Origin of the sequence: Akkermansia sp. UNK.MGS-1 (genome assembly GCF_000980515.1) — a bacterium.
Lineage (GTDB): Bacteria > Verrucomicrobiota > Verrucomicrobiia > Verrucomicrobiales > Akkermansiaceae > Akkermansia > Akkermansia muciniphila.
Genome location: NZ_LBCB01000011.1, coordinates 56,878 through 70,004, shown reverse-complemented (window position 1 = coordinate 70,004; position 13,127 = coordinate 56,878). Strand labels below are relative to the sequence as shown.

The 13,127-nt window shown below is 56.1% G+C and carries 10 protein-coding genes and 1 tRNA gene; 5 read left to right on the top strand and 6 right to left on the bottom strand.

Going from position 1 to position 13,127, the window contains the following annotated elements:
* Positions 1–65 precede the first annotated feature (65 nt).
* From WW58_RS06995 to WW58_RS06980, 4 genes are all read left to right on the top strand, one after another.
* Entirely contained in the window at positions 66–1,268 is a 1,203-nt protein-coding gene (locus WW58_RS06995) for a glycosyltransferase (RefSeq protein ID WP_164907835.1), read from the top strand.
* A gap of 120 nt (positions 1,269–1,388) precedes the next feature.
* On the top strand, positions 1,389–2,387 hold the full coding sequence (locus tag WW58_RS06990; protein WP_046436465.1) for a glycosyltransferase family 10 domain-containing protein: 999 nt from the start codon (positions 1,389–1,391) through the stop codon (positions 2,385–2,387).
* Positions 2,388–2,468: 81 nt separating this feature from the next.
* On the top strand, positions 2,469–4,541 hold the full coding sequence (locus WW58_RS06985; RefSeq protein WP_046436463.1) for an acyltransferase family protein: 2,073 nt from the start codon (positions 2,469–2,471) through the stop codon (positions 4,539–4,541).
* Positions 4,542–4,700: 159 nt separating this feature from the next.
* Complete coding sequence (locus WW58_RS06980) at positions 4,701–5,732, top strand: glycosyltransferase family 10 domain-containing protein (protein WP_046436462.1); 1,032 nt, start codon at positions 4,701–4,703, stop codon at positions 5,730–5,732.
* Positions 5,733–5,898: 166 nt separating this feature from the next.
* On the opposite strand, the gene WW58_RS06975 is transcribed toward WW58_RS06980, so the two are convergent.
* The 6 genes from WW58_RS06975 to WW58_RS06950 form a co-directional block, all read right to left on the bottom strand.
* Complete coding sequence (locus tag WW58_RS06975) at positions 5,899–6,132, bottom strand: hypothetical protein (RefSeq protein ID WP_046436460.1); 234 nt, start codon at positions 6,130–6,132, stop codon at positions 5,899–5,901.
* Positions 6,133–6,255: 123 nt separating this feature from the next.
* On the bottom strand, positions 6,256–8,121 hold the full coding sequence (locus WW58_RS06970) for an SLC13 family permease (RefSeq protein WP_046436653.1): 1,866 nt from the start codon (positions 8,119–8,121) through the stop codon (positions 6,256–6,258).
* Positions 8,122–8,360: 239 nt separating this feature from the next.
* Positions 8,361–8,446, bottom strand: a tRNA-Tyr gene (locus WW58_RS06965).
* 158 nt (positions 8,447–8,604) lie between these two features.
* The gene (locus tag WW58_RS06960; protein ID WP_046436458.1) at positions 8,605–9,090 is read right to left on the bottom strand and encodes a bifunctional nuclease family protein; all 486 of its coding nucleotides are present in this window, start codon (positions 9,088–9,090) and stop codon (positions 8,605–8,607) included.
* Positions 9,091–9,109: 19 nt separating this feature from the next.
* On the bottom strand, positions 9,110–9,637 hold the full coding sequence (locus WW58_RS06955; protein ID WP_232051467.1) for a gamma carbonic anhydrase family protein: 528 nt from the start codon (positions 9,635–9,637) through the stop codon (positions 9,110–9,112).
* A gap of 129 nt (positions 9,638–9,766) precedes the next feature.
* Positions 9,767–11,995, bottom strand: coding sequence for a hypothetical protein (locus tag WW58_RS06950; protein WP_046436456.1), 2,229 nt, complete (start codon positions 11,993–11,995; stop codon positions 9,767–9,769).
* A 290-nt stretch (positions 11,996–12,285) separates the two neighbouring features.
* Here WW58_RS06950 and WW58_RS06945 point away from each other — a divergent pair, with 290 nt between their 5' ends.
* The gene (locus WW58_RS06945; protein WP_102737705.1) at positions 12,286–12,939 is read left to right on the top strand and encodes a nitroreductase family protein; all 654 of its coding nucleotides are present in this window, start codon (positions 12,286–12,288) and stop codon (positions 12,937–12,939) included.
* Positions 12,940–13,127: the final 188 nt, after the last annotated feature.

Genomic DNA, 13,127 nt, shown 5'->3' with positions numbered 1-13,127 from the left:
CTCCTCAATGCCGAACAATATTTCAAGTCTCCCATAGCGTCTCGGCCAGCTCCGCCCCTTACCGGTTGAGCGACGCTCTGAACCGGCATATTCCCGGCCTGAAATCCACCCTGCTGCTCCGGAGGCGCAAAAAAATTGACGGCCTGGAAATCCACAGGACACCCGCCAGAAGGGCTACGGACGCCTTGCGACGCCATCTGGCCCATGGATTTGACATTCTGCTGCCGGAAAGAAGAAAAGACCTGCCTTTCTCCCTGAACGTGCTGGGCATGGGATTTGACACGGCCCAAATGGAAAAAGCCGATGTGGTGCATCTGCACTGGATAGGCGGCAGAACCGTGGATTTCTCGCAGCTGCGCCATATCCGCCGTCCATTGGTCTATACCCTGCACGACATGTTTGCCTGCACCGCGGGATGTCACTGCACCATGGACTGCAGCCTGTTCCAAAACGAATGCCGCGGCAACTGTCCCCAGCTTGGCGCTCCCCGCCTCTTCCGCAACATTCCAGCGTGGCTGTTTTCCCGCAAACGCCGCGCCTTCGGCCGCATCCCGTCCCTTACCCTCGTAACTCCCTCCCTCTGGTTAAAAAGGGAAGTGGAAAGAAGCTGCATGTTCCCTGGAAGAAAAATCGTACAGATTTACAATCCTGTGGACACGGACCTTTTCCGTCCGGCGGAAGACCGGAATGCCATCCGGGCCGGCCTGGGCATCCCGCCCGGAGCGTTCGTCATCGCCTGCGGCGCAACCGGCCTGTTCAATCCGGTCAAAGGCGGCCATTTCATCCCCCTGGTGCTGGAGGAACTATACCGGCGCGGGCACCGGAATCTTCATCTCCTGCTCTTCGGCAACCAGGAAAAAAGCGTGGACTACCCCTTCCCCAGCACAAGCGCCGGATTCATTACGGACATGAACAAGCTGGCCGGGCTTTACAGCGCGGCGGACATTTTCCTGAACCCCACGCTTCAGGATGTCCTTTCCAACGTAGCGCTGGAATCCATGGCCTGCAAAACCCCTTCCGTTACCTTCCGGACGGGAGGAGTTCCGGAAGCGGTTCTGGACGGAAGGACGGGGCTGGTCGCTCCGCAGGGGGACCTGAACCAAATGGCCGCCCACTGCGAACGGCTCATCCAGGACGGAAAACTCCTGCAAACCCTGGCGGAGGAAGGCCGCCGGCACGCGGAACAAACATTCTCCTACCCCGTCATTGCCGCACGGCACGCCGCCCTGTATGAGGAAACGCTCCGGGAATACCGTTACGAAGAGTGAAAACGGCCGGCGTTCAACTGACGGACTGCCTGTTCCTGTACATCCGGGCGCATCTTCCTTTGTCATTGACAAGAAAAAGACGCCTCATACACTCTGCACCGTTTCAACCCTTCTCTCCCCATGAAAACGCTTAAAATCTCCTTTTTACAGTCCACTCCGGATTTCGGCAGGGAAGGAATGCTTCAGCTTCTGAAAAGCCGGTATCATGTGGTGGAAGACGATTCCTATTTTGATTACCTGGTCGCCACCCCCTGGTTTTACGTCAACCGGGAGGCTTTTTACGATTTTCTGGAACGGGCCCCCGGCCACATCACCGTCATGTACGGCTGTCATGAAGCCATTGCGCCGGATTTCATGCTGTTTGACTATTACATCGGGCTCGATACGGTGCCCGGAAGCGACCGCACTGTCAAACTTCCCTACCTTCGCCACCATTTGCAGGAAGTGCACGGCGGAAAGGAAGGCCTGGATGCCCATGCTCTCCTGGCCTCCAAAACGGGTTTCTGCAACTTCATTTACGCCAACCGCAAATCCCATCCCAACCGGGATGCCATGTTCCACAAGCTCTCCGCTTTCCGGTTCGTCAATTCCCTGGGGCCCCATCTTAACAACACCCCGGGCGACGGCCACCGGGCGGAAGACTGGTACGCATCCTCCATCAGAATGAAAAAGCCGTATAAATTCTCCATTGCCTTTGAAAATGCATGGTACCCCGGCTACACCAGTGAAAAAATCGTCACCAGCATGCTTGCGGGCACCATTCCCATTTACTGGGGAAATCCGGACATCAGCCGGGAATTCAATTCCGCCTCATTCATCAACTGCCACGACTTCCCAACCCTGGACGACGCCGCGGCCTATGTGCAAAAAGTGGACGAAGACGACAACCTGTGGTGTGAAATCATGTCGCGCCCCTGGAAAACCCCGGAACAGGAAGCCCGCTTTCTGGAAGAGACGGAAAGGGAAACGGTCAAGCTTTACAAAATATTCGACCAATCTCCGGAAGAAGCGCGCCGCAAAGGTGACGGAACATGGGTATCCTACTACCAGCGCTTTTTAAAACGCGGCCACAGGATGCAGCTGGCATGGCGGCGGCTGAAAAACCGCCTGCGCCGCTAACCAACGTTTCCGGGCAATTCAACCCCATGCCGGATTTCCTCTGCCCGCCTTCCCCCGTCCCCATCCACTTCCTTCCGCTTCATGAGCAAATGCTTTTCTGAACCCTTTTGTTCACCTTCTCCCCACCAAGCCGGAGACGCCATCCACGGAACCTATTTCCCGCACATTGACGGCCTGCGTACTTTTGCCGTGCTGGCCGTCGTCCTGTACCATTTGCAGGAAGGGATCTGCCCTGGAGGCTATGCAGGCGTGGACATCTTCTTTGTCATCTCCGGATATCTGATTGGCGGAGGCCTCATCCGTAGCCTGAAGGAGGGAACGTTCTCCCTGACCTCCTTTTACCTCCGGAGAATCAGGCGCATCATGCCCGCCTACTTCTGCCTGATTGCGGCCGTGCTGGCTTTCGGCTGCGTCGTTCTGGACTGCGATGACCTGCGGACTCTGGGCCGGACGGTGAGATCCAGCGCCCTTTTCATCACCAACACTTACTTCAGCAGAACCACAGGGGATTACTTCAGCCCGGCGGCGGAAGAAAACCCTTTGCTGAACCTGTGGTCCCTGAGCGTGGAAGAACAATTTTACCTGATGATTCCGCTTACCCTGTGGCTGCTCTGGAAATTCAGGGAAAAAGCCGTCAAACCCGTTCTATGGGGGGCGCTGGGTCTCTCCTTCTTCGCCGCCGCCTTCCACATAGGGCATCTGGAACATAACAAGGCCTTCTATCTGCTTTACTGCCGCGCCTGGGAACTTCTGGCCGGCTGCCTTCTGGCTCTGGCTCCCGCCGCAGAACAGAACCGGGGAACCGGATGGCTGCGGACGGCGGGATGGGCCGGAATCCTGCTCCCATTTGCCTGCTATACGCCTTCCACTCCTTTTCCCGGATACACGGCCATCCCTTCCGTCGCGGGGGCGGCTTTGCTTATCCGTTACGGGAACCATGGCTGGTCCGGGCGTATCCTCAGGCACCCGCTCAGCACAGGCATCGGCAAAATCTCCTACTCCCTGTACCTGTGGCATTGGCCGGTTATCGTGTACTGGACGTACATCTGTTTCGACGAATGCGCTCCCTGGGATTATGCGGGAATGTTCCTTCTCTCCCTTCTTCTGGGTTTCCTCTCCTGGAAATTCGTGGAAACTCCCTTCAGGACGACCGTCTCATGGCAAAATCCCCAAAAAGCGTTTCTGGCCACGGCAGCAGGGTGCCTCATGCTGGGACTTGCCGGCGAATGGCTCAAATGGACGGACGGCGCGCGGGATTACTGGCATGTAGCGGCCAACAACATGGAATTCCCTGAATACTGGAAAGGGCCGGCCTTCCCTCCCTCCTTCGGCATCACGCCTCCCGACCGGGCGGTAGTGGAAAAGGGAAACGCCATCCAGCACCATCATCCAGAGCTGGGGGATGTGACGGATTACCCCTTTGTCCTGCTGGGAAAAACCGGGCAGGCCCCTTCCTTCCTGCTTATGGGGGACAGTCATGCCATGGCCAGTTCCCCCGGGTTTGACGAGGCCGCCCGGCTTCTTCAGCGTTCGGGCCTGTTCTACCGCGCGCGCCTGTGTCCGCTGAGCGGCATTTCCAGCTCCGGAGACTCCTCTTCCCTAACGCTCCTGCGCCTGATGTACCCCCATTGGGAACACAATATGGAACTAATCCTGGACTGGCTGGAAAATACCCCCCAGGTACAGACCGTATTCATCCACAACCGCTGGATTGAACTGGTCAACAACCACCGGGATACGCGCCTGAAACAACTGGTTGCAGATGGCCTGCGCCACACCTGCGCGCGCCTTCGGAAAGCCGGCAAGCAAATCGTGCTGCTGGGTCCCGTTCCCGAATGGACTTTCGGCCCGCGCAAGCTCATGCGGCGCAATGCCCTGCTGAACGCCAACCGGACAGACCGCCTGCTGGGCGGAGATTTCAACACGCGGCAGCGTCCGGTATTCGCCCTGTTGGAGCACATGGAATCCACAGGCCTGTGCCGCTTCATTCCCCTCCACGGCACCTTCCATAAAAATGGGCGGTGGCAGGCGGAAGACGGCGGCCAATTAATGTACTGCGACGACAACCATCTTTCCCCCTATGGGGCAAAAAAAATGGTCGGCGGCATCATCGACCAGCTTTTCCCGGGAATGGAAAGAACAGCAGCCAACTGACGGAAGTACCGCACGGAAAAACATCCAATCCTTTGACATTGACAAGGCATGCAGGCCCCCTACACTGGCGCCAGGCAGCAAAGCCTTCGCGATGGTCCCGGATAAAAGCCCGGAATATGGAGGCCATACCGCGCCCCCCTCTTCAACGCCTGTACTCCCATGACGGATTCCCCCCGCCCCACACGCATCAAGGTCATCAGAAAATCCATGAAGGCCTCTCCGGATCAAACGGAATCCCTGTTGTGGGGCGACTGCCTGTTCTGCACGGACGCCGCCATGACGGATTACGAATGGGTTCTGGTATACGACGAATTTCCCAGAACTCCCGTGGGCACCATCAGAAATGAAACGGAACCCCTTCTCTGCCCTCCGGACCAGACTATCCTGATTACGGTGGAGCCCCCTTCCATCAAAATCTACAGCAGGGCATACACCAGCCAATTCGGCACCGTTCTCACCACCCACTCCGCCCGGGACCTTCCGCACCCCGGGCACACCCTGGGCCGCGGATGTCTTGAATGGCTGTACATCAAGCCCATGCAGGAAATTCTGGACCAGAAGGAATTCCCGAAGACAAAAATGCTCTCCACCATCTGCTCCGCCAAGCAGCATACGCATACCATGCATAAAAAGCGCTATGATCTTACGCGTTACCTGGCGGACCGTCTGCCGGAACTGGACTGGTTCGGACACGGCATCCGGGAAATAGAAAATAAAACCGTCGCCATGGATGACTACAAATATCATCTATGCGTGGAAAACCATCTGGAACCCCACCATTGGACGGAAAAACTGTCTGATGCCTTTGTCGCCATGACCCTTCCCTTTTACGCCGGGGATCCGTTGGCAACGGAATGCTTCCCGCAGGAAAGCTTCATCCCCATCCCGCTGGACAACCCGCAAAAAGCCCTTGAAATCATCCGCAAGGCCATGGAGGACGGAGAATATGAAAAACGGCTCCCCGCCATCCGTGAGGCAAGGCGCCTGGTGCTGGAAAAATACAACATGTTCGCTCAAACAGCGGCAGTCATTCACAACCACAGGGAAACGGGAACCATACGGCCCGGAGCCATGCTGAAAGGACGTCACGTCCTGCGGAAAAATCCGCTCAATGCCCTTCGGGAATTGGCAGACACCCTGGCCTATAAAATCAGATCGTTCGGCAGACGCGGAACCGGCCCCGGCGTGTAACCTGGATTCCGGGCGCGTGCCAACAGGAGGGAACAAATTCCCCCTGCCGGTAAAAAAAATAGGCGGCCAATATTCCGCCAACTGCCTTGCGGCAGACGGAACGGCCCAGCCCGGTCTGAAACCGATTCAAACCGGACGGGAAACAGGCCATTAAAACGGAAAAAACTTAATCCGCTTTGCGGGAAGCGTGCCTCTTGGCCCGTTCCTCCTCCCGCTGCTTCTTCAGGTCTTCCTTCATCTTGGCCTTCTCTTCGGAATCCAGCTTTCCATCCTTGTTAATATCATATTTTTCAAGGAGAGCGGCTTTCTTCTCCGCAGAAGTCATTCTCTTGGGAGCGTCTTCCTCCGCCATGGAAGGCATGGCGAACGCAACGGCCAGAACAATAAGCAAATACTTCATGATTAAATGGGGTTTTTGAATAATCCTTTTCTACTCCCGCACGTGCCGGTTGTCTCTCTTTTTTTAGCAATACATGCAAATTACCCGGCCATGCCCCTTTTCCGCCGCATGAACTCCCCCCGGTCAAGCCTTCCCGAACGGGAAAAATAGCGGAATCACCACGACCATGACCAGCCCCATAATCACCTGCAGGGGAACGCCCACTTTCACGTAATCCATGAACGTATATTTCCCCGCCGGCATGACCAGGGCATTGGGCGGCGTGGAAAAGGGAGAGGCAAAACACATGCTGGTGCCTACGGAAACCGCCAGCAGCAGCGGATAGGGGCTGATGCCCATACTCGCCGAGGATTGCAGCGCGATAGGCGCCAGAAGCACCGCCGTAGCCGTATTGCTGATAAACATGGTCAGCAGGGACGCCGTGAAATAGACGCCCGCCATCAGGGCAAACGGCCCGAATCCCCCCAGTCCGGCCACCAGCCCGTGGGAAATGGCCTCTGAGGCTCCCGTCTTCTCCAGCGCTACGGACATCGGCAGCATGGCGGCAATCAACACGATGCTCTCCCAGTTGATCGTCCGGTACGCCTCCTCCACATTGCGCAGACAGCCGCACAACACCATCAGGACGGCGGCAATCAATACCGCCGCCACAGCAGGCACCCAGTTGAACACCATGGCCGCAATCATCAGCAGCATAATGCCTGCGGCCAGGGGGGCCTTATGCGTCAGGGTCACCTTGGAGGCTTCCGTCAGAGGCTGGCCCACTACAACCCATTCAAAGGTTTTCTCACTCAGGCGCGCAATATCCGTCCAGGTTCCCTGAACCAGCAGCGTATCTCCGTACTGGAGCTTCACATCCTTCAAATTATGGAAAATGTAATGGTTGTCTCGCTGGATGGCCAGAATATTGACCCCGTACTTGGCGCGCAGCCCCGAAGATTTCACGGGCATGTTGATAAGGTCCGAGTTCCGCATGAGCAGCATTTCCGCAATGCCTATCTCGTCAAACTTCAATTTGCTTTTCAACAGGGAATCCGTATCTTCCGACGTCTTCCGGTTAATCATCTCCGCCCCATATTCCCGGGCAAAACGGGCCACGTCCTCAAACTCTCCCATTACATAAATGACGTCGCCCCGGGCCACCCTCGTATCTGAACCCGCCATAGTCTGGCTGACCGTCTGCAGGAAGGAATGCCGGCCGGAATGCCTGCGGCGCACCTCCACAATATTCACGCGGTAAAGGTCCGGTATCTGAAGATCATGCAGAGGATGTTCCGTCAGAGGGGAATCCTCCAACACCCGGAGGCGGTAAAGATTATTAATAATCTGGTACTCATCTATCAACTGGCTGAGGGATTTCCCCTTGGCCTCGTGTTCCGCCCTGTCGTCATGACGTCCCAGAAATTTCCTGCTGAGGGGGATCAGCACCAGGATGCCCGTCACGATGCAGACAAGGCCGATGGGGGTGAACGCAAAAAAGCCCAGCCCCTCCATTCCGGCCTCCTGAAGCTGGTTGTTGACGACAAGGTTGGGGGGCGTGCCGATCAGCGTCAGCATGCCGCCCATACTGCTGGCAAATGCCATGGGCATGAGCAGGCGGCTCGTCTGAATGCCTCCGTCCGCAGCCAGGCTCACCAGAATAGGCAGCATCAGCGCCACCGTCCCCGTATTGCTGACAAAGGCGCCTATGCCGGCTGTAACAAGCATGGTCAGAACCAGCAGGCGCAACTCGCTCCTGCCGGCCAGTTTCATGATTCTGCCGCCCATCATCTTGGCCAGGCCCGTCCGGAAAATGGCGCCTCCCACCACGAAAAGCCCCACCATCATCACCACAATGGAATTGGAAAAGCCGGAAAGCGCCTGTTCCGGGCTCAAAATCCCGAACATAATCAGGCAGAGCAGGGAACACAGCGCGACAAGATCAGAACGAATCCTCCCCTGGACAAATAAAACGGCGGATATTCCCAGAATGAGAAGCGTGGTCAACATAGCAAAAACGGCAGGAGTGGAAAAATGGCAAGGGAGGATATCTAACATGACCGGCATGTCTTGTCGATAGGCTGAACAAGTCATTCACAAAACCGTCTCTCCGCCGGCATCCGGCAGAAAAAAACACTTTGTGCATCCTGCTCGGAGAACCCCGCTTCCTCTTTCCTTTCCCGGTATCATGGGGATGATGAAACAATAAAAAACGCGCTCTCTGAAAGAACGCGCCATAAAATGAAAAGTGGTGGGTAGAGAAGGATTCGAACCTTCGAAAGCAAATGCTAACAGATTTACAGTCTGCCCCCTTTGACCGCTCGGGAATCTACCCACTTGAAGTGATGTGCGGCGAATGTATAAGGATTCCCGTGCCTTAGCAAGTTTTTTTTCTAAAAAGTAGGTCCTCCCAGAAGCAGAACCCCTATATGCAACAGCCATGCCGCCGGAAGGAAAGCGGATGCAGGAACAAAAAGTCGGAAAAGGCAATTTTTACGAATCTCCCACATATACCGGAGCGCGGCTGTCCGGGGAATCCGCATCCAGTTGCTCCAGTTGGGGCAGAATGTTCTCCATGCTCTCCCATACGGAGGGAACAACCTTGATTGCGGTTCCAAACCGGACTGCCATCATCAGGGCGTCTGAAGGGCGGGCGTCCAGCTCCACCAGCTTGTCCATCACCTCATTGGCAGCCTCTATGGTCACGCGGGCATAAAAGACTTCATCCTTGCGGCCGTTGATAAGCACCAGCCTCACCCGGCATTCCATGGCGGATAAAAAGTGAGCCAGCAGGGAAGACGTGTCCGGCCGTACCGGGCGTTCCCCGTTCAGGCAGCGTTCCAGGGCCATGCCGTCTGTCAGCTCCATGAAAATGACGCCCACCTTGCCGGTCAGCGGATCACGCAGGCACACACCCGCCCCGGCCCGGGTGTAAAGCAGGGCGTAAGGTTCCAGAGTAATCAAATGTTCATCCGGCATGGCGGGCGGAAATCACATGTTAAAAACCGGGATTAATAACCCGTTCCGTATAGCGGGCAGCCACCTTGACGTATTTTTCCGCCCATTTGTGGTTATTATCCGCGGATTCCGGCCCCAGGTCCTTCACCACCTTGGCAGGAGAACCCAGCACCAGGGAATTGGGAGGAATGACGGTACCTTTGGTAATGAGCGCGCCCGCTCCCACCACAGACCCCTGGCCGATGACCGCTCCATCCAGAATAATGGACCCCATTCCTATCAGGCAATTATCCTCCACCGTGCAGGCGTGCAGAATCACGCCGTGCCCCACGGTTACGTACTTGCCTACATAGCAGCCGAAATCGTCTGCCAGGTGGATGCAGCTGTTGTCCTGGATATTGGAGTAATCACCAATGACGATCTTATTGATATCTGCGCGCAGCGTGGTATGGTACCAGACGCTGGCATGTTCCCCAATGGTAACATCTCCAATCAGATCAGCGCTTTCCGCCACAAAAGCGGTATCCGCCACTTTGGGCCAGAAGTTCGCGTAAGGTTCTCTTGCCATATAAGTCATGTATTAATTGAAGATAAGACAGCATTCCAGTCTAAAAACGTTCATTCCGCGGGTATGCCGCAGCCGGAAACGAATACGGCCGAACCCACCCGAAAATGAAAGGCCGCAGGCACCTCCGCACTAATTTTCTTCCCGGATGCCCTTCTTGCTGTTCTTCTCCCGCTTCTCCGCATCCTTGCGCAGGGAGTCGGCTTTTTTCCCATTACCCCCCTTTTCATAATACCCGGCTATCCTCCGCTGGATGGCGGCTTCTTTTTTTACCTTGAAATAATCGCCCGATTTAGTCCGGATATACCGGTTGTAGGAAGACTCCGCCTCCTTGGCCAGCTGAAGCACGGCATCCTGATCCTGGGAAACGTACTCGTAATATTGCCCCATCAGCGCTTCAAATACTTCCGCGCGGCGAGCATAATCCTTCATGGACTTCCGGTACAGGGCAGCCACCCCGGCCTTGTCCCCGTTTTCCATCAGGAGATCCGCCTGCCGTTTGATGGCGGCGGAAGTCAGGTCGCTGCGCCCCTCGTCCGTCTCCTTTTCCAGCTTCTTCAAATCGCGGGCAACATGGCGCTTATTGGTGGAAGCGTCCCTCATGGGGAAAATATACTCATCTTCCACGCGGGCGGCCATGGCCAGGTAATCCGGACGGGAACGGAACTTGCGCTTGATCATGGTCACCAGCTCCTCCCATTCCTCCAGCTTCGTGCCGCTCTCCGGGCGGCTCATCAGGGCAATCAGGCGTTCCCAGCCCAGAGGGCTGCCGGGAGCGGCCTGCGTAGCGGCTTCTAGCATTACCCGGGCGCAATCCGGCTTCTGCATCTCCTCAAACAGGTCCGCCAGGGAAAGATAATCCAGGGAAGTATCCAGCCGGACGCCATTCACCTTCTTGTCCATACCCTGGAGAAGGGTGGATTCATGCTTTGACTTGCAGTTGTGCGGATGAGAAAAATGCCCCGTATTATATCCGTACCCGCCGTAGGACTGCCAGGTTTCATCCGTCGTCAGCAGATTGACCCAGGCATGCGGCCCGCGGTTGCCGTCCCCGGTAACATAGGCGGAGGGAATGCCGTTGCATTTGGCGGTATTCACCGCAAAATAGGCCTGGTCCATGCAAATGCCGCCTTCATCCAGAATCTCCTGGAAGGTATAATTAGTATAAGGGTCCTTGCCCAGTGCGGCGCGGTCCATCCGGTAACGGATCATGGAATAGGCTCCGCCCCATCCTTTCCGGGTAAGGCGTACCTTTTTGCGCGCCCAATCCATCTCCGACCTCGGCAGACGCACATCCACCACAAACAACAGCTCGGAAGGGCTTAATTTGGAAATGTCCGTGAGAAGCTCACGGGCTTCATCCATCTCCATGAAGTACTCGAATACCTGTTCCAGCGTCAAAGGCGTGGTGGAAATATTGGTGGAAGAAGACGCCCTCAGCTTGGACGGGCTGGAAGCGATGCGGGGATTCAGCATGGCGCAGGCCAGCGCCAGGGAGGAATACCTGCTCCGGGGCATGGCGGAGGTTTTCATCCAGAATCCCGCCCACTTCCTCAAAATCCCTCCCCACTCCTCCCCGGGTGTCTGCTCCCGCGCCATCGTGCGCAGGAAAAGTCTCAGGGGATCGGAAGGGTCTGAAAAAAGCCATGGATAGAAATACCTGGGGGAACTCTCCTTGATTTGTTCCTGGATGGTTTCCGCTCCCACTTTGCTGATGAGCTGGTACAGCTCATTGGCGCGCATGAGGTACGGGCTCTGATCGTACATGGACGCGTCAAATTTGCCGAATTTGATGACCTTCACGGCATCCCGTTCCAGATTGGAGCGCAGGAAATCGGCATACAAGTCATAGCGGCCCGTTTCCAGGGCCAGATTGAAAGCATCCGTAAACAACTTTCTGTTGGCGGCGTTATTGGCCTTCAGGCTGACCAGAAGAACAGGCTTCTTGAAAATCTCCAGCCGCGGATCTTCCTCCTGGACCACGGGTTCTTCCTTCGGTTCCTCAGGGGAAGGCTCCGCCACTTCCTGTTCCTTGTTCCGCCGTTTTCCGGCGGCTTCCTCAGCAGCCAGGCGTTCCGCCTCAAGACGGGCTTTTTCCTCCGCCTCCGCGCGCGCCCGTTCCTCCGCCTTCCTGCGCGCCGCTTCCAGTTCCGCGGCTTTCCGCACACGCGCCGCTTTCGCTTCCGCCTCCTTTCTGGCCGCCAGCTCAGCGGCAGCAGCCTTACGTTGAACGGAAACCCGGTGGTAAGCCACCCCTCCGGCGGCAAGAGCCAGCACCAGGACAATAGTCATAATAATTCCGCCGGAAGAGGATTTTTTATGCTTGGGAAAACCGGGACGCAGAGGATTGACAGGATTCATGGGGATGCAGCTTGAACGCGTTGAAGCAAATTGGGGTGGGGGATGAGACGGTTTTATCCCTGTTCCGTGTGACATAAAAGCGCAATACCTTTCCGAGGTCAACTTGAAACAATGGTCTTTTGCTGAAGGTTCGTTTTCCCGGAACCCGTTAAGAATCAAACCAGAGTATTTTTCCTTGTATTTTCATAGCCATTTTATAGTATCAGGCCTCTTCATGTTTCCAAAAACATGAGAAAAACACAAGTATCCTGCTGATTATTCCTGGCTGACATATGTTTTTCCCGTTGCCTATGAACACTTTCTCTCATCTCAGTCCGTTTCTGGCCGTCATTTCGGGAATCCTCTTCTCCGGAACGGCTCTCTGTAACGACATCGTGCTGCCTCCGCCAGATAAAAAGGGAGGAAAGCCCCTCATGCAGGTTCTTCATGAACGGCATTCCACCAGGTCCTTTGCAGACAAACCTATCCCGGTGGAAATCCTGTCCTCCCTGCTCTGGGCGGCGCAAGGCGTCAACCGGGACGATCCCGACTACCGCACGGCGCCGTCTTCCCGGAATTCCAATGAAATAGAAATCTATGTCGTTCTGCCGCAGGGCACCTATCTTTACAGGCCGGAAACCCACCGGCTGGAGAAAGTGGTTCAGGGCGACATGCGGGCCGCTACGGGAACACAGGAATTCGCGGCTACCGCGCCGTTAAACCTGGTCTATGTAGTAGACCAGTCCAAACAGCCGGGAGACTTTGATGCCAGGAGAAAGCTGGTCACGGCCTGCACGGATGCGGGGTTTATTGGAGAAAACGTTTACCTTTTCTGTGCTTCCGAAGGGCTCGGCACCGTGTTCCGCGCCATGATTAACGCCAATTATATCCAGCAGTGCCTGAAGCTCCCCGTCCTCAAAAAAGTCCTGTACGCCCAGAGTGTCGGCTATCCGTCAAAATCCTGAAAAAACCATAAGCCGGAACGCTGTGAGACTCGCCGTTCCATCGGCGGCTCTTCCTCATGCCCTGCGAAAAACCGTCATGGGAACCGCCGTTCCCATGGAAATAAAAACGCCAGGAACCATTGCCGGGCCAGTCAGGAGCGCACTCTTCCGGACAGCCCGGCAACAATAGAAAAAGCGTTTGGCGAACT

Bases quoted from the DNA above. Each gene is read 5' to 3' on its own strand.
- WW58_RS06990 (WP_046436465.1), top strand. From the start codon at position 1,389: ATGAAAACGCTTAAAATCTCCTTTTTACAGTCCACTCCGGATTTCGGC.
- WW58_RS06985 (WP_046436463.1), top strand. From the start codon at position 2,469: ATGAGCAAATGCTTTTCTGAACCCTTTTGTTCACCTTCTCCCCACCAA.
- WW58_RS06980 (WP_046436462.1), top strand. From the start codon at position 4,701: ATGACGGATTCCCCCCGCCCCACACGCATCAAGGTCATCAGAAAATCC.
- WW58_RS06975 (WP_046436460.1), bottom strand. From the start codon at position 6,132: ATGAAGTATTTGCTTATTGTTCTGGCCGTTGCGTTCGCCATGCCTTCC.
- WW58_RS06970 (WP_046436653.1), bottom strand. From the start codon at position 8,121: ATGTTGACCACGCTTCTCATTCTGGGAATATCCGCCGTTTTATTTGTC.
- WW58_RS06960 (WP_046436458.1), bottom strand. From the start codon at position 9,090: ATGCCGGATGAACATTTGATTACTCTGGAACCTTACGCCCTGCTTTAC.
- WW58_RS06955 (WP_232051467.1), bottom strand. From the start codon at position 9,637: ATGGCAAGAGAACCTTACGCGAACTTCTGGCCCAAAGTGGCGGATACC.
- WW58_RS06950 (WP_046436456.1), bottom strand. From the start codon at position 11,995: ATGAATCCTGTCAATCCTCTGCGTCCCGGTTTTCCCAAGCATAAAAAA.
- WW58_RS06945 (WP_102737705.1), top strand. From the start codon at position 12,286: ATGAACACTTTCTCTCATCTCAGTCCGTTTCTGGCCGTCATTTCGGGA.